Source organism: Dysgonomonas sp. UBA7710 (assembly GCF_002482385.1).
Lineage (GTDB): Bacteria > Bacteroidota > Bacteroidia > Bacteroidales > Dysgonomonadaceae > Dysgonomonas.
Genome location: NZ_DLFW01000049.1, coordinates 55,673 through 76,283, shown reverse-complemented (window position 1 = coordinate 76,283; position 20,611 = coordinate 55,673). Strand labels below are relative to the sequence as shown.

At 40.1% G+C, this 20,611-nt stretch carries 13 protein-coding genes; 9 read left to right on the top strand and 4 right to left on the bottom strand.

What is annotated here, in order from left to right; all coding sequences use genetic code 11:
* Positions 1 to 182: 182 nt before the first annotated feature.
* The 4 genes from B3317_RS17745 to B3317_RS17730 form a co-directional block, all read right to left on the bottom strand.
* Positions 183 to 2,825, bottom strand: coding sequence for a hypothetical protein (locus tag B3317_RS17745; RefSeq protein WP_291114338.1), 2,643 nt, complete (start codon positions 2,823 to 2,825; stop codon positions 183 to 185).
* Positions 2,826 to 2,846: 21 nt separating this feature from the next.
* Positions 2,847 to 3,737 (bottom strand): GLPGLI family protein, encoded by an 891-nt coding sequence (locus B3317_RS17740; protein ID WP_291114336.1) that lies wholly within the window; start codon positions 3,735 to 3,737, stop codon positions 2,847 to 2,849.
* Positions 3,738 to 3,885: 148 nt separating this feature from the next.
* On the bottom strand, positions 3,886 to 4,866 hold the full coding sequence (locus B3317_RS17735) for a ketoacyl-ACP synthase III (protein WP_291114334.1): 981 nt from the start codon (positions 4,864 to 4,866) through the stop codon (positions 3,886 to 3,888).
* Between the two features lie 33 nt (positions 4,867 to 4,899).
* Complete coding sequence (locus B3317_RS17730; RefSeq protein ID WP_291114332.1) at positions 4,900 to 5,454, bottom strand: TetR/AcrR family transcriptional regulator; 555 nt, start codon at positions 5,452 to 5,454, stop codon at positions 4,900 to 4,902.
* Positions 5,455 to 5,721: 267 nt separating this feature from the next.
* On the opposite strand from B3317_RS17730, the gene crcB reads away from it, so the two are divergent.
* The 9 genes from crcB (at position 5,722) to B3317_RS17685 (ending at position 20,520) form a co-directional block, all read left to right on the top strand.
* The gene (crcB, locus tag B3317_RS17725) at positions 5,722 to 6,078 is read left to right on the top strand and encodes a fluoride efflux transporter CrcB (protein WP_291114330.1); all 357 of its coding nucleotides are present in this window, start codon (positions 5,722 to 5,724) and stop codon (positions 6,076 to 6,078) included.
* Between the two features lie 121 nt (positions 6,079 to 6,199).
* On the top strand, positions 6,200 to 12,166 hold the full coding sequence (locus B3317_RS17720; protein ID WP_291114328.1) for an alpha-2-macroglobulin family protein: 5,967 nt from the start codon (positions 6,200 to 6,202) through the stop codon (positions 12,164 to 12,166).
* 44 nt (positions 12,167 to 12,210) lie between these two features.
* Positions 12,211 to 12,864, top strand: coding sequence for a murein L,D-transpeptidase catalytic domain-containing protein (locus B3317_RS17715; RefSeq protein ID WP_291114326.1), 654 nt, complete (start codon positions 12,211 to 12,213; stop codon positions 12,862 to 12,864).
* A gap of 134 nt (positions 12,865 to 12,998) precedes the next feature.
* Entirely contained in the window at positions 12,999 to 13,391 is a 393-nt protein-coding gene (locus B3317_RS17710) for a DUF1573 domain-containing protein (RefSeq protein WP_291114324.1), read from the top strand.
* 74 nt (positions 13,392 to 13,465) lie between these two features.
* Positions 13,466 to 13,600, top strand: a complete 135-nt coding sequence (locus B3317_RS17705; RefSeq protein ID WP_291114322.1) for a hypothetical protein — start codon at positions 13,466 to 13,468, stop codon at positions 13,598 to 13,600.
* A 79-nt stretch (positions 13,601 to 13,679) separates the two neighbouring features.
* Positions 13,680 to 14,444, top strand: a complete 765-nt coding sequence (locus tag B3317_RS17700) for an endonuclease/exonuclease/phosphatase family protein (protein ID WP_291114320.1) — start codon at positions 13,680 to 13,682, stop codon at positions 14,442 to 14,444.
* Between the two features lie 79 nt (positions 14,445 to 14,523).
* Complete coding sequence (gene carB, locus B3317_RS17695; protein ID WP_414647523.1) at positions 14,524 to 17,748, top strand: carbamoyl-phosphate synthase (glutamine-hydrolyzing) large subunit; 3,225 nt, start codon at positions 14,524 to 14,526, stop codon at positions 17,746 to 17,748.
* Positions 17,749 to 17,899: 151 nt separating this feature from the next.
* On the top strand, positions 17,900 to 18,868 hold the full coding sequence (locus tag B3317_RS17690; protein ID WP_291114318.1) for an alpha/beta hydrolase family protein: 969 nt from the start codon (positions 17,900 to 17,902) through the stop codon (positions 18,866 to 18,868).
* A gap of 542 nt (positions 18,869 to 19,410) precedes the next feature.
* Positions 19,411 to 20,520 (top strand): TlpA disulfide reductase family protein, encoded by a 1,110-nt coding sequence (locus tag B3317_RS17685; RefSeq protein WP_291114316.1) that lies wholly within the window; start codon positions 19,411 to 19,413, stop codon positions 20,518 to 20,520.
* Positions 20,521 to 20,611 lie beyond the last annotated feature (91 nt).

The following is a 20,611-nucleotide window of genomic DNA, read 5'->3' as shown; positions in this document are numbered from 1 at the left end:
AAAAGAATAATTACGATCCCACTTATGTACTTTAATGTACCAAAATTAAAGTATATAAGTGGGATTGAAAATAATGTATTATTTCTTGCAAAGGCGCCAAGGGTCAAAAAACTTCCGGGTATAAGAAATGGTAAAATAGAGTTTATCCTTTAGTGATATGTGTGAATAACTGTTTACAGGACTTATTTCAGTTTAAACCGCACCTTCAGCAATACTTCCGCCGGGCGTAAATCGTAAGAATAATAATATCTGCTCACATCGCTGTATGATGTGGATATATATTGTCCGGAATTGAAGATATTGGTGTAATCGAGGATTATTTCTGCTTTTTTCCATTTATATTTTACCCCGATATCACCGAATGACATAGATCTGCCGCCCGAAGCAATTGTATTATTATAGAAGTTTTCATATCTCAGGTTTATTACCAACCCTTTCAGTGGGAAAATATTCAGTTGTGCATTTTGTGATGTTATGCGTATAGGGTCGAAGTTTCTGCCACTATCTTTTATTTTACTCTGGCTTTGTGTGTATCGTATTGAATATTCAAAACTTACACTTGAACCAAACTTCGTCAGAAAGCGTGGTGAAACCGAAAAGTTCTGGCTGGAATAATCGATAAGTTCTCCCTGATTTATTTGTGAAGACTGGCTGTTATTGTAGCTGCCGCCTATAAAAACGGTTGTGTTTATGGATTCAATTTCTTTGCTGCCGTGTACACTTGCATTTATCCCGCTTGCTGTATTTGGCATATCTATGGTCGATTGCAATTTTAATATACCGCTGTAATAATAGTCGTAAAGCAAATTAACCTTATTCCGGTAATATGATATGTTTGCCATCCCAAACAGGGTTGTTATCGGATTCCTGTAATTTAGCACAAGGCTGTAATTCCGGGATTGCTGTCTGAATAATTTCCCGTCGTTGCGCGATAAGTTCCGATACGAAGACATAATATATCCAGTGTACATATTATTAAGGCTTCCGGTCGAGTTGGTGTAGCCGGCATTCAGGTAACTGCTCCAGTATGCGGATAATTTGTAACTGCCAAAGAGAGAGGGATTAAAAAACAAATACCCCTTATTTTCTTTTTTATCCGGTACATTGTTGTCTGTATTCAATATTGTATAACTGAGAGGTAACGACAACGATATATTTAACTTATAGCCTTTTGCATATGTATAATTCGGTGAGAATTTCCACTCGAACTTATTCTGTCTCATATTATTTCTCATAGAGTCGGCCAAATTACCCATCCCGCTTTTTGTATCGGTCTGCAATGCCGACTTGAGTTGCTGTAAGTCCGCGTTAAATCCGAATGTGTAATTCTGTTTTATTGTACCCTTGCCAAGTCCCCATGTAATTCTGCTGTATGAAGCAAAGTCGTTTCGTTCGGCGTCTTGCACCATGGCTTCCGGCGCAGGCGCAGGATTGAACAATTGTTCATACAATACGGGCTGTACGCGTAGTGTCTGGGATGAGGTGTTGGACCCGTTGAATGAATAGAAAGTCCATGTATGTTTTTCATTCGTTTTTACCAAGTTGAATGTATTACTGATGCTATAGTTCGGCTTTTTTAGATGCTGAAAAACACTATCCGTGGAAATGGCATCACCCCGTTCCCGGTCCCAGACTCCTTCGAGTTTCAGCAGGTTGTTGAAATAATATTTTTCTTTGTTGGCGTTCAATTGTATATCGGCGCCTAGTCTTTCTTTCCTCAATCTCGAATTTAGCAACTCTTCTATCTTTATTGTTTCGTCGTTCGGCAGATAGTTTTCTGTATATGCATAACTGCTCTTTTGCTGGTAGTCGTTCAGATAGTTGATGTTTGCAGTCAGTTGGTAATCCGTTTTGAGACTCCATAGATTATTAAATGAAACCATATTCGCCTGATTGTCCAGATACCGCTTTTCACTGATCGACGGGGAAGACGGGGCCTGTACATTCAGCAGGCTGTTACTTTTCATTCGTGAAGCGTCGCCCGAATAGAACGAATTTAGCTCCCGCCCGGCATCATCGCCGGAGTTATTACTTTTATAGGTGGTTATATTTTGCAACTTTTTTGCAATATACATTCCTGTCAGTTCATTGTTCCAAAGCAAAGGCGCAGCACCCATACCTGCTTGTGCATTTGCGATAAGAGTGCCTTTAGCCGAATCTTTCAATTTGAGATTTATAGCGGCGTCTTCCGAAAATTCGCGGTCTTTCAGAGCCTTCACAGGTTGGTGGTTTTCCATTACCTGCACAGTGGATACATCTTTGGCTTCTATATTATTTGTAGCTATGCCATAACGGCCCTGTAATAAGTCTGCATTTTCGATATAAAATTTATTTATAGGCCTGTCCTGATAAAGTATTGCTCCGTCGTCTTTAACCTGTATGCCGGGCATTTTTTTCAACACATCGCCTATTGTACGGTCATTGGCATCGCTGAAACTTTCCACGATATAGTTCAGCGTATCTCCCGCCTGCCTTATTTTCGGCGGCTTTATCTTCACTTCGTTCAACACGATAGACTCCTGTATAATGGAAAAGTCCACATCCTGACTCCGGTTACTAACTGTTTTCGATTGTTTGCCGATATTAAAGCCCGAAACAATGATAACAATACTGTCACTCTTACCCTTATATTCTATCTTATATTTTCCGGTCTCATCAGTCAATACATAACCGAGCATCAAGGTGCGCCCCTTTTCCTGTAAAGTGACATTGATATCCGGTACAGGCTTATTGTCCTCATTGAGTACTATCCCTTTAATGACGGTCTGCGCATGTGTGAAACCGGATATAAGGATAAAGAGAGTCAGGAGATATTTCTTCATCATTTATATTTATTGATTTGGAGTTTAATCAATTTCTAAAGACAGGTACTCTTTATTATTCTTTTTCTGTATCATTATTACATTCCCTCCGTTAACATTTACGGCAGTACCTCCCGATTGTTTTTTCTTTAATTTTTCGAGGTCTTTTATGCTCGCTTTCATATAATCTTCCTGAGCCATAGTAATATCAACCGGATTGTTAAGATTTTCCAACCCTATAAGCTCAAAAGAAAACAGATTTTCAGAATCTGATACTTTCATTATCAATCCCGGTAATCCATAGAACTTCCAGGGACCATCATTTACCGGAATATCAGGAGAGAACCATGCTTCATAGTTCCGTCCGCGAAATTCCGTAGTAGCTTTCTGGCATATATAGCCCAGCACGGTCAGTGTATCGGTCGAGATATTCCATTGCTGTGCAGGGATAGTTTCTGCGCATTTATATTTTTGTGGGGCATTATCGGCCCTGTCAATTGTTATTATTTCTCCTGTCCGGCGTTTTTTGAATAATTGAGCTGTTTCCCCTTTTGTTGTAGAATCGAAAGTTGTTCCACCCTTGTTATCCAACGTCGACATATCCCCGTCTTTCATTATCGATATGCTTTGTATTGTAGACGGATTTAACTTATTGCTCATAAAGTCGCCAAATAGAGAATCCCGCTTCATACGTGCAGCATCATAATACCGGGAAACTTTCTGCCCGATATCCAGAGTCATCGTATCTGATTGCTGACGAGTCTCTTTATCTGCTGTTACAGGTTGTGTGAATTTATAATAACAGCGGATTGTTGCGGCATCGAGTTTTTCCTGTTTGATATCTCCTTTTTCTATTTTCCGGACAGATACCACCTGTTGGGAACATACAGTTGCTGAAAGGACTGATGATGCTAATAGTAAGATTGTCTTTTTCATATTGCGATATTCATTAGTTATACCGCAAATTTAGTCTAAAAAATTAGACAACGAAATAATTAGTCTATTTTTTTAGACAAAAGAAATAGAATAAAAAAGGAGGAAATGAAATAAAATTCATTTCCTCCTGTGAATCAGGTAGATATTTTTACTTTTTCTCAATCTTATTTTGCAGGCATATTCCGGCACAGGTCAATCCTCCACCAAAGCCGATCAACAATAAGTTGTCATCCGGCTTTACTTTACCCGATTCTATGCCGTTATACCAGGCTATAGGAATGGATGCAGCGGAAGTATTACCATAGTTTCTGATGCTCTCCAAGCACTTGTCCATCGGGACATTCAGCCCTGAACATACCGATTCGAGTATCCGTATATTTGCACTGTGTGGTATGAACCAGTCTATATCGTCCAGTTTCAGGTGGTTCTTGGAAGTCAGTTCCTGTATTTTTCCAACCAGAGTGCTTACCGCCCATTTGAAAACTGCTTTTCCATTTTGGTGTAAATTGCGGTCCGGAATAACAGGTTCTCCGTTTATCGGTACATTCTGGTGTGCCAGATACAGGTCTTTCCCATGCGAACCATCCGTCTCGGTCAGTGCATCAAATATATGGTTTTCGTCACTGGCTTCCACTATAACGGCTCCTGCGCCGTCTCCGAACAATATACAGGAAGTCCGGTCGGTAAAATCTGCAATTTTCGAAAGTGTTTCCGCTCCTATTACCAGTACTTTTTTATGTGTGCTGGCGGCGATCAGTCCTTTGGCGAGGATAATTCCATACACGAATCCTGCGCAGGCAGCATAAACATCTATACATCCCGCATTCGGAATATTCAGCCGGGTTTGTACCTGACTTGCCATGTTGGGCATAACCTGTTCACCACTGGTGGTAGCTACAATGATAAAATCAATATCCGATAAATCCTTATTGTATTTGGACGCAAGGTTTTGCACTGCTTTTACACACAGGTCACTGGTATATTCGTTCTCCGCGGCATAAAACCGCTGGCTGATACCTGTACGGGTGGTTATCCATTCGTCACTTGTGTCTACTATACTTTCAAAATAATGGTTGTCTATTCGTTTTTCAGGGATATAAATCCCTATTGAATTAATGATTGCATTCATTTCTTATACGTTAATTCTAATAGTTTACAAAATTTATAGTCTGGTTTTGATATTATCAGTTACTTTCCCAAGAATATCTTTATCTTCGTAGAGCCTCATCAACATGATGCCTCCCTGCAATTTGGCAACATCCTCATTTGCCATATCCTTTGCCTGTTCTTCTTCATAAGCGGCCAGATACAGATGTGTCAGGGCTTCCCTCCATTTGTTGAAATATGCACATAGCACAGGCTTGAAATATGGCTCCCTCCCAACTGTTTCGAGGAGTGTATTTCCCATCAGACACCCGTATTTATTTTTTGTATGAATTTTCAGTACATTATCTAGTATTACATGTAAGCGTACAGAAGGTTTTATATCTTCTTTATATGCTATATCGAATACTAGCTTTTCTATTTGGGCACTTGCATAAATCAGTACCTGATTCATTAAATCTTTCTTATCCTTAAAATAATAGTAAAAATGAGGTTTCTCTATATTACAGGCTTTTGCCAGGCAGGCTAATGTTGTGTGGAAGTATCCGGTTTTGATGAATACCTGCATCGATTTTTTTATCAACTCTTCTTTATTTGTTTGAACTTTTGGCATATGCAAATATATGTATTTTTGTTTAACGATCGTTAAATAAAAGCCCCGATTTTTACTTTGAACCGAATTACCGAATCTCCCTTAATGAAATTAGCCAGCCTGGAATATACGAATGTCATCAGCAATTGGGCGGAGGCAAACGATACAAGTTTTACATCACACTCAAAAAGCATATCATTAATGTTATTATTACATAAATAGCGAATTGAGGAAGTCTATTTTTGACAACTTATCTATTGTTTAAAAATAAACATGTAAATTTGAGTCATGTTAAAGCAGATTCTTTTAGTCAGTATAGGAGGTGCAGTGGGCAGCGTTATGCGTTTTCTCGCCTCAGTGCTGGTAACGCGATCAGAACCCTTCCCGTTTCCTGTCGGGACATTTGCAGTCAATATTCTGGGCTGCTTTTGTATCGGTTTATTTGCAAACCTTTTACCATCCAATAATCTCCGGTTTCTGCTTATAACGGGATTTTGCGGAGGCTTTACAACTTTTTCCACATTCGCCAGCGAAACTTTAACATTGGCCAACAACAACCAGATGACAATGGCCTTTGTTTATACATTAGCCAGCTGCGTATTAGGCATTGGTGCCGTATGGTTGGGAATGTATGTTAGTAAATGATAAGTTGTAAGTGATGAGTTGAAAGTATATAACTCATAACTAATTTTAACTCTTTTCCTTATGAATAATACACCTAAAATCCGTCTATAATATATTGAGAGAAAATACAAAACATAATAATATGAAGAAGCAATTATTGATTAGTCTGTTCTTTTTATTGAGCATCAGTATGATAGCACAAACATCAAATAAGAAATATGAAAATGAGTGGAAACAGGTAGAAGATTATGAGCAACAAAGTCTTCCGCAATCGGCCGCTAAATCTGTAGATGAAATTCTGCAAAAGGCTATTTCCGATAAGAATACCACTCAAGTCATCAAAGCTCTGATCTATAAAAATAAATATAAGAAACAAATCGACAGAAGCGATAGCGAGGCCATCTTCATAGATTTGCAGGATTTATTATCTCAGACGACCAATACGGAAGAAAAAGCTTTGTTGCATTCAATGTTAGCTGAGCTATATTCCGACTATTATAACAGCAACCAGTGGCAGATAAACCAGCGAACCGATTTACAGGATATTGTTCCTGAAGATATGAAAGAGTGGAGCAGTAATATCTTTATGAATAAGATTATCGGGAACTTGGATTTATCGGTAAAAGATATCATGGCGCTTAAACAATCCACAACCAAGGCTTATGACGATATAATACTCTTAGGTACTGACGGTCAGAAATACTATCCTACTTTATACGACTTCCTGATGGAACGCACTATTCAGATTGTAAAAAGAATAGAGGGTATGGGGTATCGGGAATATGATGCAACGCTTACGGGGGCAAGTCTGGAGCAACTGGCAGCCCCGGCAGATGAATATATCAAACTCAATATTGGCGCCGGAGCGGATAAGCGGCAAATAATCTATCTGTATTACCAGCAATATATGAAGGATTTACTGAGCCGTAATATGATACCGACACTTGTTTTCACGGAGATTGATAAGGCAAACTATCTTAGTCGGAATTCCCGTACATTGTCTGGTGATAAAGTATTAGACATTTTCATCGCTCTGGAAAAAAAATATGAGAACAATGAAGCGTCTACTGAGATTATAAATAAAATAGTAGATTCATATACCGGAACTCAATCAGCCGATGTAAGAGAAAAGATTTACACATGGATAAAGAAAGGTATAGATAAATATCCGGCATCATACGGGGCAAAAGTGCTTCAAGCCAGATTGAATGAAATGGAATATCCGTCTCTCACAATAAAAGGGAATCAGTTACAGTATCCGAAACAACCGTTTCAGCTGACATTGATACATAAGAATTTACAAGCTTTGACGGAAAAGCCGGACTTCAAATTATATAAAGTAGAAAACGGAAAGTACAATCAGGTGAAAGATATTCAGTTGAACCTGATTTCTAAAGCTGCCTATCAGCAGGACACATTGTCTGTAGATTTAGGTGTCTTACCTGTCGGAAAATATTCTTTTAGTTGTCGTTCGAAAGATAGTTTGGAAAATGATAATGCGAAGGATAATTTAAATTTACAAATCAATAATACATTCGATTTTACCGTATCTTCTTTAATAGCATTATCCCGCAACAGCGCCAAAGATGAATACGAAATACTTGTAGTAGACCGTATGACAGGCAAACCGGTGAAAGATGCCACAGTTAAAATATATGCCATCGAATCCCCTGGCAGAAGAACAAGTCAGCTATTGGTTACAACGCTTAAAACAGATGCTTCGGGACTTGCTGTTTATAATGATAAAACGATTAGTACTGATGAGTATCGTTATAACATAGCTACATATAAGGTTGAATTAGGAGCTGATTCCTGCTTGCGGGCAGAAACCTTATCGGCTCAGAATTACAGATGGAATCAGAATAAGCAAGACGGAGATGAAGAGGCCATCAGTATATTTACGGACAGGAGTATTTACCGTCCGGGCCAGACCGTTTATTTCAAAGCAATAGCCATAGATAATGGTTCTAAATTGCTGGCGAATAAAGAATATACTGTTGAATTATACAATGCAAATGGTGAATCTATTGCTGAAAAGGAAATCATAACAAATGAATTCGGCTCTATATCCGGCGAATTTATCTTGCCGCAAACAAGTCTTTTGGGAGGATATCATATTGAGATAGACGACGCTTCAGCCTATTTTAATGTAGAAGAATACAAACGTCCTACCTTTGAAATAACCTTCGATAAAGTAGATAAAACTTATACATTCGGGGAAGAGGTGACGCTGAAAGGCTATGCCAAGAACTTTTCGGGCATCAGTTTACAGGGTGCCGATGTGAAATACAATATAACCCGTGAGCAGTTTAGCTTCTGGTATTGGCGTTCAGGTAACACCACGCCTTTTACGGATGGTATTGTGAAGACAAACGATGATGGTTCGTTCGAAATTACATTCACTCCCGAAGCCGGAGATGGCAACAGGGCGCTTCTGCGTTCCATCAATGACAAGCAGATATATACATTCAACATTACAGCTACGGTTACGGATGTGAATGGCGAAACACAGTCGAACACTTATACCCTAACCGTAGGGAATGTGTCGATGGTTATCAATATCGATATACCGCAACAGATGGAGAAAGCAAGCGACTACGAACTCAAAATCGCTGCCCGTAACTTGCAGGCACAGGATATTGAAACTTCGGGAACTTATGAAATATATGCGTTGGATGATAACGATTCTATAAAAAGCAAAGCATTGTCCGGCTCATTCAAAACAGGAGAACAAACCGAGTTGAAAGCCAGATTGAAAACATTAGCGTCGGGTAAATATCAGTTGCAGGTGAAAGCATTGGATAGTAGAGGGAATGAAGTGGGCGAAAAGCAGAATTTCGTACTCTATTCGTATGCCGATAAGAAGCCGCCTGTAAAGACAAACGAATGGCTGGTAACGAAGAATCTGTTATTTGAGAAAAACAAGCCGGGTGAAGTTATATTCGGTTCGTCTGAAAAAGATTCATATGTCCTTTATCAGTTGTATAATAATAAGAAGGTATTTGAAAAACGTTTCGTAAAACTCAGTGATGCGAACCAGACATTCACCGTGCCTTACAAAGACGAGTACGGCGATGAATTGAAAATGACATTCACATCGGTAAGGGATGGTAAACTTTATAATAAAGGGGCTTCATTGTATAAGAAAACAGATTTGCCGGATACTCAATTGAATATTAAACTGGAAGTATTCCGTGATAAGCTTCGTCCGGGACAGGCCGAAACATGGACTATAAGCGTAAAGGATACAACAAATCAACCCGCTTTGGCAGAACTGCTGACTTCTATGTATGACACTTCTCTGGATAAGCTGTATCCGTATACGGCATGGTCGTTTAACCGTCCGTACACAAGCAGGGAATATGTAATGCCAATAAATTACAATTTCCCATGGTATAGTAATGATTATACCCAATGGTTTAATTTTTATTATAAGGCTCAATATGATATATCGATTCCTGAAAGGACGAAAGATGTCATCAACTGGTTTGATTATATATATTCATATGGAAGGAATAATGCTTTGGGAGATATTCCTCAACAATATTTAAACTATTCCGATAATGGAATTTTCATTACTAAACATGTTCTAAAAGAAAAAGTGGTGACAGGAGCTGTTTCAAAAGTGAGGGCTGAAAATGGAATAATGATTAGAGGCGCAGCACCTGTTGCTGCACCACAGGGAATGCTTAACGAATCTGTTACCTTCGCCGATTCGGCAGGAGGTGTAGAAGGCTTATTGGATAAACTTGATCCTTCAAATCCGGTTGCTTCTGCCCCTCAAATCCGTCAGAACTTCAACGAGACAGCATTCTTCTTCCCTCAGTTGAGGACTAACGAAAAAGGCGAGACCCTTATATCTTTCACTGTACCCGAAAGCAATACTACGTGGCGTTTCAGAGCATTGGCTCACGATAAAGATGCGCGTGTAGGTACATTAGAGCAGATGGTGGTTACCCGTAAAGAACTGATGGTGACGCCTAATATGCCTCGTTTTGTCCGTCAGGGAGATAAGACAAGTATTTCCACTAAAATATCAAATCTCTCGGATAAGTCTTTATCCGGTGATGTACATATCGAATTCTTCGATCCTACAACAGAGAAAGTAATAGATTTAGGTCTGGCAAACCAAAAACAAACATTCTCCCTTGAAAAAGATGCCTCTACATCAGTTAGCTGGATATTTGATATTCCTGCTGATATAGAATTAATAGGTTGCCGCATTGTAGCACAAAACGAATCGTTCAGTGACGGTGAGCAGCACGTGTTGGCCGTATTATCGAACCGCATGCTGGTAACGGAAAGCATGCCGATAGATATAACGAAGCAGGGCACAAGCACATTCACATTCGATAAACTATATAACAATACGTCAAACACAGCGAGCAACTATCGCCTGACATTGGAATATGCATCCAATCCGGCATGGTATGCGGTACAGGCATTGCCTACTATGAGCAATCCGTCGAATGAAAACGCCGTGAACTGGTTTGCGAGTTATTATGTGAATACATTGGGATCTTCGATTGTCCGCCAGTATCCGAAAGTAGCTTCTATGATACAGGCTTGGCAAAAGCAGGGAGCAGATAAGCAAACGCTCGTTTCCAAACTTCAAAAAGATGAAGAACTGAAAGCTGTCTTACTGGAAGAAACGCCTTGGGTACTCGATGCCAAAGACGAAACAGAACAAATGCAGCGTTTATCATTATTATTCGATCTGAATAATACAAAACAACAAACAGACGCAGCTACAAGGAAATTAGCGGAACTAATAACAAGTGACGGAGGCTGGTCGTGGTACAAGGGACTTTATCCGAGCCGTTCGGTAACTCAGTATATACTTTACGGATATGCTAATTTGCAAAAAACAGGACAGGTGGAGTATCCGCAGGAGATAAAAGAAATGCAAATGAAAGCATTGAAATATATTGATAATCAGATTGCGGAAGATTTCAAAAACCTTAAAAAGTATAATAAAGACTGGGAAAAGATTACAACTATTTCTACCAATCAGCTCGAATTTGCTTATGTACGCTCATTCTATCGTGATATACCGATTAGTCAGGAAGCACGTGCTGCCGAGCGTTTCTATACAGATGTGGCAACCAGGAACTGGACTAAGTTGAACCTGTATGAACGTTCTATCCTTTCGGTTGTACTGAAACAAAACGGAGAAAAAGAGCAGGCAAACAAGATTGTAAAATCAATCAGGGAACATGCCGTTAAGAATGCCGGAATGGGCATGTACTGGCCAAATAACCGCAGCAATGTATTTATGTCATTATCTGCTATCAGTGTACATACATTCCTGATGGATGCTTTGGAACAAAACGGCGCATCTAAAGAGGATATGGATATGATGAAACGCTGGTTGCTGAATCAGAAGCGTACACAAGTATGGGAATCCACTCATGCGTCTGTTGATGCTATCAGTGCCTTGTTAAGCTCAGGTACGGACTGGTTTGCAACAGAACCCGCTCCGACGGCAATCAAGGTAGGAAGCCAGACTGTACAACCTGAAAATAAAGAACTGGGAACAGGCTATTTCAAACAAACATGGAATAAGTCGGAAATAGCGAATGATATGGGAAGAGTGGAAGTAACCACCTCCTCTTCCCAGCCTGCTTATGGTGCTATGTACTGGCAATATTACGAAAATCCGGACAAGATAACTGCACAAAAAGGCAATCTCAATGTAAGCAAGGAGCTATTTAAAGAAAATGTATCGGCAGCAGGAAAAGGTTTGACCCTGATAACTGAGTCGAACCCGCTGACAGTCGGCGATAAAGTTATAATCCGTCTGACAGTACGCACCGACAGGGATATGGATTTTGTGCAGTTGAAAGATATGCGTGCGCCATGTTTCGAACCGCAGCAGACTATTTCTGGTACAAGGTGGGCCGGTGGTCTGATATACTATCAGATGGCGAAAGACGCATCCACTAATTTTTACTTCGATCATCTGCCTAAAGGCACTTATGTGTTGGAATATCCTGTGTATGTAAACCGTACAGGGGAATATGCAAATGGAATCACGACTATTCAATGTATGTATGCACCGGAATTTGTATCGCATACGCAGGGAATAAAGGTGACAGTGAAAGAATAGTAAATATGATACAAAAGACCTTTTACAGCTAAAACTACAGGTACATGAAAACATTCGGCTCTGTCATATTAGCCACACTCTTACTGGTTGGGCTTGTATCTTTCATCAGATACAAGTCCTGCAACAGTAGGGCAGATCAGACGGAGCATAGAAATACAGAAGATGAAAAGCAGCGAGCTTTTATCCGCCTTAAGGCTAAAGCCGATTCAGCTCTGGCTTATTGCAAATCGAAAGGTTACAATACAGAATACTGTATCCTTATCGATTTTAGTATCCATTCGGGGAAGAAACGCTTCTTTGTCTGGGACTTTATAAGAGATACCCTACGGTATTCAAGCCTTTGCTGCCATGGCTATGGGATGGAAAGTACTCAATCGAAGCCTGTGTTCAGTAATGTGGAAGGCAGTTATTGCTCTTCGCTGGGAAAATATAAGATAGGTGCCCGTGCATACAGCAGCTGGGGTATCAATGTCCACTATAAGATGCACGGACTGGATAAGACGAATAATAATGCCTTCAAACGCTGGGTCGTATTACATTCTCATACTCCTGTTGCCGACCATGATATTTATCCCAAACATCTGCCACTGGGCTGGAGTCAGGGATGCCCCGTCATTAGTGATGAGATGATGCGTAAGGTAGATGAGATACTCAAAATATCAAAGAAACCGGTGTTCTTATGGATATATATGAACTGATATAACTCTATGCTATGCAAAATAATGTAAAAAGTTAAACATGTAGTTAATTTTATTGTTACATTTGTAAACTCTTTAGAGCAAAAGAACTTAGAAACTACATTCGATTAATTAGTAAATTTAGAATTAGAAAAATGAAAAAGATTGGACTTATCCTGTTTGCATTAGTGCTATCGACAGGCTTTATCGCAGCTCAGGACGGTAAGAAAGCGCCTAAAGTTACTTTTCAAAAATCAGTACACGATTTTGGAAAAGTTGCAGAAAGTGCCGGTTCGGTAAGTTGCGAGTTTATTTTCAAAAATACAGGTACTGCGCCTTTCCTTATACAAAGGGTACAGGCAAGTTGTGGCTGCACCACGCCGGATTATACAAACGAGCCGGTATTGCCCGGCAAAGAGGGTAAGATTAAAGTAACTTATTCTACGACTGGCCGTCCGGGGACATTCAACAAGGATGTAACAGTGTTCTCTAATGTGCCGGACTCAATTTACAGATTGAATATTAAAGGGGAAGTTATCCGTAAATAATTAACCTTTAGAATATAAGAAAAGGATATATCCTGAATAAAAGGGGTATATCCTTTTTATTTTACAAGGAATATATGAAAAAACTTATCATTTTACCCTTATCACTCCTGTTTGTTATATCCCATTCGGGAGCGCAGGATATGACATTATACCCTGTCGGAGTAAGGAAATTGATAAATGCTTATCCTTCCACAGACTGGAATTGCTGATTGAAGACTGATTTTTATATAAATGAGCCTGACGCTATACTAAATATTGGTACCTTTAACACAATTATATATCAACACAATGAAGAAACTATTTCTAGCCTGTTTTTTTGTGGCTTTTACGTCCTCCTTATTTGCTCAGAAAGAGCAGTATCCTCACGAGAGGGATGCATTCAGGGTTATGAGCTACAATGTCCGCAATGCCCGTGGTATGGATAATATAACCAACTACCAACGGATAGCAGATATAATAGAATCCGTATCTCCCGATGTACTGGCTATTCAGGAGATCGACAGTGTAACCCGACGCAGCAATGGTATTGATGTTCTCGGTAAATTAAGTAATCTCACCGGGATGCATGCCGTTTATGGAGCTGCCATTTCATTTCAGGGAGGGAAATATGGCGTAGGAATATTATCTAAAAGAAGTCCCTTATCGTCAAGAAATATACCGCTGCCGGGAAAGGAAGAACAACGTACACTCCTTATAGCCGAGTTTGAAGATCACATTATCTTTGCCACACATCTCTCCTTAACCAAAGAAGACCGCAAGTCTTCAATTGAAATTATAAACCAGCAAGCGAAAGCATATGGCAAGCCTGTTTTTCTGATCGGAGATTTGAATGCAGAGCCTGATTCGGAAGAGATAAAACTCTTATCGGCCGGATGGAAAATCCTTAATAATGTAGAAGACATGACTTTTCCGTCCGTCAATCCCGATAGGGTTATTGACTACATTATGGGATATACGGCAACAGGAAGCATATATCCTGTATATCATGCTAAAGTGTTGGACGACAGCATTGCATCAGACCACAGACCATTATTTATCGATATAGCACCATAATATATTTTAGGGCTTATTCATAAAAATGCTTTATCTTTACGCAATTACTAAATAATCTATTACAATTAGCCATAATTCTATGTCAATTAACAAAAAGATCACGAAAGCCATCGTGCTGGGCTCGGGCGCACTCAAAATCGGGCAAGCCGGAGAATTCGACTACTCCGGTTCACAAGCTTTAAAAGCTTTAAAAGAAGAAGGGATTTATACTGTATTGATTAATCCCAATATTGCAACTATCCAGACTTCGGAAGGTATTGCCGATAAGGTTTACTTTCTACCTGTAACTCCTTATTTCGTTGAGGAAATAATAAAGAAAGAGAACGTAGATGGTATCTTGCTCGCTTTTGGAGGACAAACAGCTCTTAACTGTGGTACGGAATTATATCTGAACGGTACCCTCCAAAAGTATGGAGTAGAAGTTATGGGTACTTCCGTAGAAGCGATCATGGCTACCGAAGACCGCCATCTGTTTGTAGAGAAACTGAATGAGATAGATGTGAAAACACCTGTCAGTAAGGCTGTGGAAACAATGGAAGATGCTATTGCTGCTGCCAGGCGTATCGGTTTCCCTGTGATGGTACGTTCTGCCTATGCCTTAGGCGGTTTGGGTAGCGGCATCAGTAACAATCTGGAAGAGTTCAAGACCTTGTGTGAAAGTTCGTTTGCCTATTCCAGACAGATACTGGTAGAAGAATCTCTCAAAGGCTGGAAAGAAATAGAATTTGAGGTGATAAGAGATAAGAACGACCACTGTTTCACCGTTGCCAGTATGGAGAACTTCGACCCTCTAGGTATTCATACAGGGGAGAGTATCGTTGTTGCGCCTACATGTTCCCTGGATGAGAAAGAACTGACCATGCTGCAGGAGCTTTCGAAAAAAGCCATCCGCCATATCGGTATTGTAGGGGAGTGTAATATCCAGTATGCTTTCAATTCCGAAACTGACGACTACCGTGTTATTGAGGTGAACGCCCGCCTGAGCCGTTCTTCGGCATTGGCATCGAAAGCGACAGGTTATCCATTGGCCTTTGTTGCGGCAAAACTCGCATTAGGTTATACTCTCGACCAGATAGGAGAGATGGGTACGCCTAATTCAGCTTATGTAGCCCCTTCGCTCGACTACCTGATCTGTAAGATTCCGCGTTGGGATTTAAGTAAATTTGTCGGAGTTTCACGCCTTATCGGTTCCAGTATGAAATCGGTAGGTGAAATAATGTCTATTGGAAAAACCTTCGAAGAGATTATCCAGAAAGGGCTTCGCATGATTGGGCAGGGAATGCACGGTTTTGTAGGTAACCGCGAGCTGGAATTCAATAATCTCGATGAAGAACTTTCGAACCCGACCGACCTGCGTATATTCGCTATTGCCAAAGCATTTGAAGAAGGATATACCGTAGAAAGAATACACGACCTGACTAAGATTGACCCGTGGTTCCTCGAGAAGCTGAAAAATATATATGACTATTCTCTTATCCTGAAAGATTATAAGAGTATAGAAGATGTCCCGGAACAAGTACTGCTAAAAGCAAAACATCTCGGATTTTCCGATTTCCAGATTGCGCGCTTTGTAGAAGATCCTGATGGCAACGTAGAAAAAGAATCCCTTCGTGTACGCGCTCTTCGTAAGAAGATGAATGTACTGCCGTCTGTAAAACGTATCAATACAGTTGCTTCGGAAAACCCTGATCTGACGAACTACCTGTATATGACATACGACAGGCGCGAACACGATGTGCCGTATTTCAAAAATGATAAATCGGTCGTGGTACTTGGTTCGGGGGCGTACCGTATAGGTAGCTCGGTAGAATTCGACTGGTGTTCGGTAAATGCCGTGCAGACTGCCCGCAAACTGGGGTATAAATCTATCATGATTAATTATAATCCTGAAACCGTATCTACGGATTATGACATGTGTGACCGTCTTTATTTCGACGAATTATCATTCGAACGGGTACTCGATGTCCTCGATCTGGAAATGCCTAAGGGTGTAATTGTATCGATGGGAGGACAGATACCGAACAACCTTGCCATAAGGTTACATCGTCAGGATATTCCGATTTTGGGAACATCTCCATTGTCTATCGACAGGGCTGAAAACCGTCATAAATTTTCCAGTATGCTCGATCAGCTTGGTGTAGACCAGCCTGCATGGAAGGAATTGACCAGTCTGAGCGAGATTCAGGGATTTGTAGAGAAGGTGGGCTATCCCGTACTGGTGCGTCCGTCTTACGTCCTCTCAGGCGCGGCGATGAATGTATGTCACGATGCCGAGGAGCTGGAGACATTCCTGACGCTGGCCGCAAAGGTTTCGAAAGAATATCCGGTAGTAGTTTCCCAGTTTTTGCAAAACGCAAAGGAAATAGAATTCGACGCCGTAGCTAAAAATGGCGAGGTCGTGGAATATGCTATTTCGGAACATGTGGAGTTTGCCGGAGTACACTCCGGTGATGCAACACTTGTTTTCCCGGCTCAGAAGATATATTTCGAGACTGCCCGCCGTATCAAACGGATAAGCCGTAAGATAGCGAAAGAGCTAAATATAAGCGGACCTTTCAATATTCAGTTTCTGGCTAAAAATAACGATGTGAAAGTAATCGAATGTAATCTTCGTGCTTCACGCAGCTTTCCTTTTGTATCTAAAGTGTTGAAACGTAACTTCATCGAGACAGCGACCCGCATTATGCTGGATGCATCTTATGAAAAACCGGATAACTCAAATTTCGATATCGACTGGATCGGCGTAAAAGCTTCCCAGTTCTCATTCTCCCGTCTGCATAACACTGATCCCGTTCTGGGTGTGGATATGTCCTCGACCGGCGAAGTCGGTTGTCTGGGAGATGATTTCAGTGAGGCATTGCTGGTATCGATGATCTCGGTCGGATATAATATTCCGAAGAAGAGTGTTATGGTTTCGTCAGGCGACAGTAAATCGAAAGTAGACCTACTGGATGCCTGTGTCATGTTGCAGGAAAGCAATTACGATATCTACGCAACAGCCGGAACAGCTCAGTTCTTGGCTGATAATGGTGTTAAGGCAATGGTAGTCAGTTGGCCGGATGAAGAAAAGGAACACAATGTGATGGATATGATGTCGAATCACACGTTCGAATTGATTGTCAATATCCCCAAGAATCATACACGCCGCGAGCTTACCAACGGCTATAAAATCCGCCGAGGAGCTATCGACCACAATATCCCGCTAATCACGAACGCCCGTTTGGCAAGTGCATTTATTCAGGCCTTTTGCGAAATGAAGGAAACGGATATCCCGATCAAGAACTGGCAAGAATATAAACTGTAATCACTTGTTTATATAATGTTAGAAGGCATCTCAAAAGTGAGATGCTTTCTTTTTTGAAAAGAATGTTTGTGTTTTATTAAGAAATGTGTAACCTTTTTTTGCCTGTTATGTCTTATTATAAAGTGAATCAAACTAATTTAAATCTGGAAATATGACAAAAAAAGATTGTATTATAAGTTATATTAAAAGCGTTGATAGATTAATAAATATCGCTGTTTTTTATAGGGGATGTCTTTTTGCACTCTTACTCTTAGTATCCTTGAATCAAGTAAAAGCCCAATCGCCGGACGTGACCGCTGAGGATATCAGATTTGAGAGTGCAGGAGTCACTTTGGCCGGCACAATTTACACGCCACGGCATTCGCATGCAGCGGTAGTCCTTGTACATGGTTCTGGTCAGGCACCCCGGATGAGAGAATTTGCATCGCTTTTGGCCGAAAAAGGTATCTCGGTGTTAACCTATGACAAGCGCGGAGTAGGCGAATCGGAAGGGATTTATGCCGGTCCGGAAGTAGGAACTAACAACGTTGATTCGGCTAATCTCACTCTATTAGCTAAAGATGCAAGCACCGCTCTAAATGTACTTCATCAGTTAGATAAAAATATTCCCATTGGTTTGGTAGGTATCAGTCAGGCAGGGTGGATAATTCCTATTGCCGCAAATAACAATCCTATTGTGGATTTTATGGTATTGTTTAGCGGTGCTGTTATTCCAACTCTCGATCAGCTTATTTTTCAGCATTATACAGAAGGAAAACCCGATTTTTGGGATAGTCACACCGACGCAGATGTGCGTAAATACATCCCGGAGGCACGCGAACGTATAAGTAATGAGCCGGATCGTTATCAATTGGATCAATTTGTAAGTACTGATCCTTGCGATGTCCTTAGTAAACTTTCAATTCCGGGCCTTTGGCTTTTTGGCGACAAGGATGTACAAGTCCCCGTAAGGTTATCGATGGATAGTCTAAACTCACTCAAAGCGCAGGGGAGATATTACGACTACTGTCTATTTTCAACATTAGGTCATAACACGGCGTTTTCGGACTCTACGGAACCTGTTGACATTGCTGTTCATTGGATTAAAGATCGAAAGCATTCTGGCTGTCAATATCCCTAGATCATAGTCAAGGCTTAAATACCACAGGGTTGTTCTTTGAGCAACCCTGTTTTTTGAATTCCCAGATAAGTATCTGTATCTGATAGGGTAGGAGTAAAAACCTGACAAACCTGACAAATCTGACACTTTTTTCACTTTTTATTATCTGTCAATTTTTTCTGGATATTAGCCAATCGCTTTTAGCCTTTAGAAATACGAAGCGACAAAACTTGTAACCAGTAACTATTTTGTAAAAACCTGACAAACTTGACAGTTTTGTCCCATTTTTCTCTTTTGTCTGTTTCTTCCTGTTTTTGTAATTTCAAATTTTCAAAGAACGATGAACTGATATTATATGCTATCAGCTTTCTGCCTATATAGATAATTTTCTTTGAAAATCTTTATCCATTACGACCGGAATCTTTTATTTCAGGCACAAATCACGTTTTACAAAGTCTGTGTACGGCAAGTTTGGAAGAATAGCCTCTTTTGTTTATTTAACAGTATTATTGGGGAAAGATATTTTAAAAATTTTACATTTATCGATTCTAATACTTAATAATATGAAAATAAGAACAATCCATGCTTTATTAATAATGGTAACAAGTATGGCCATTATTGTTTCCTGTGAAAAAAAACAGCCTGTAATACCCGGGTATATGGTTGAGGGTATAGCTGATTCGACCTATAATGGGCAGAAAATTTATCTTGTCGATCATAATAGGTTGGGAAATAATAAGATCGACAGCGTTTTGATAGATAGCAACAAATTTGTATTTAAAGGAATCGCAGATACTATCCGGTATGCCGGAGTATTCATTGAAGATGGTGCATATGTACCTTTAATACTGGATACAGGACGAATAATTGTTAATTTAAAAGATGGCATAGCGTCAAATACTCCATTGAATGATGCATTGACAGATTATAATAAGAAAACGGGTGAACTGTATAAGGAAAGAGAAAATATCTATACGGAGTTAAAAAATAAAATTAAGGATAAAGATAAGTTCAAGGCAGAGTTCGATAGTATATTTATTAAAGTCTGGACTCCTAAATATATGGACCTGATGGAAAATACATTCGATGCTAACACAAATAATGTTATCGGGTCTGTTGTATTGTACGAGATGTCGATGTGGATGCGTACAGGTCAGATAGATACTGCTGTGGCCAAATTAAGTAAAGATATTGCTTCCTTGGAAATGGTGAAAAAAGTTGTGGAAACAAATGATGCCCTGAAAAAGACTGCTGAAGGTCAGTTATTTAGTGACTTTACAATAGAGCAGCCTGATGGCACAAAAGTATCACTGTCGGATTATGCCGGAAAAGGCAAATATATATTAGTAGACTTCTGGGCAAGCTGGTGCGGCCCTTGTAGGGGAGAAACTCCGAATATGAAAGAAATATACAAAAAATATAAAGGGGATAAATTCGAGATTGTTGGTGTTGCCGTATGGGATAAGCCGGAAGATACGGAAAGGGCTATTACAGAAGATAAAGTAGAATGGCCGCAGATAATAAATGCGCAGGAGATACCTACCAAAATGTATGGTGTAAGAGGTATACCTCATATAATACTTATCGGTCCCGACGGAACAATATTGGCCCGTGACCTGCGGGGCGATAATATGAAAAGCAGGGTAGCCCGTGAACTGGACAAGAAAAATTGATCGAATATAAAAAGAGGCTGTCTTAAAAGTAATATTACGTTAGCAAAGTATTACTTTTAAGACAGCCCCTTTTCAGTAAGTATTTCGATTA

Bases quoted from the DNA above. Each gene is read 5' to 3' on its own strand.
- B3317_RS17720 (WP_291114328.1), top strand. From the start codon at position 6,200: ATGAAGAAGCAATTATTGATTAGTCTGTTCTTTTTATTGAGCATCAGT.
- B3317_RS17685 (WP_291114316.1), top strand. From the start codon at position 19,411: ATGAAAATAAGAACAATCCATGCTTTATTAATAATGGTAACAAGTATG.
- B3317_RS17705 (WP_291114322.1), top strand. From the start codon at position 13,466: ATGAAAAAACTTATCATTTTACCCTTATCACTCCTGTTTGTTATATCC.
- B3317_RS17745 (WP_291114338.1), bottom strand. From the start codon at position 2,825: ATGATGAAGAAATATCTCCTGACTCTCTTTATCCTTATATCCGGTTTC.
- B3317_RS17730 (WP_291114332.1), bottom strand. From the start codon at position 5,454: ATGCCAAAAGTTCAAACAAATAAAGAAGAGTTGATAAAAAAATCGATG.
- B3317_RS17690 (WP_291114318.1), top strand. From the start codon at position 17,900: ATGACAAAAAAAGATTGTATTATAAGTTATATTAAAAGCGTTGATAGA.
- crcB (WP_291114330.1), top strand. From the start codon at position 5,722: ATGTTAAAGCAGATTCTTTTAGTCAGTATAGGAGGTGCAGTGGGCAGC.
- B3317_RS17735 (WP_291114334.1), bottom strand. From the start codon at position 4,866: ATGAATGCAATCATTAATTCAATAGGGATTTATATCCCTGAAAAACGA.
- B3317_RS17740 (WP_291114336.1), bottom strand. From the start codon at position 3,737: ATGAAAAAGACAATCTTACTATTAGCATCATCAGTCCTTTCAGCAACT.
- B3317_RS17700 (WP_291114320.1), top strand. From the start codon at position 13,680: ATGAAGAAACTATTTCTAGCCTGTTTTTTTGTGGCTTTTACGTCCTCC.
- B3317_RS17715 (WP_291114326.1), top strand. From the start codon at position 12,211: ATGAAAACATTCGGCTCTGTCATATTAGCCACACTCTTACTGGTTGGG.
- carB (WP_414647523.1), top strand. From the start codon at position 14,524: ATGTCAATTAACAAAAAGATCACGAAAGCCATCGTGCTGGGCTCGGGC.
- B3317_RS17710 (WP_291114324.1), top strand. From the start codon at position 12,999: ATGAAAAAGATTGGACTTATCCTGTTTGCATTAGTGCTATCGACAGGC.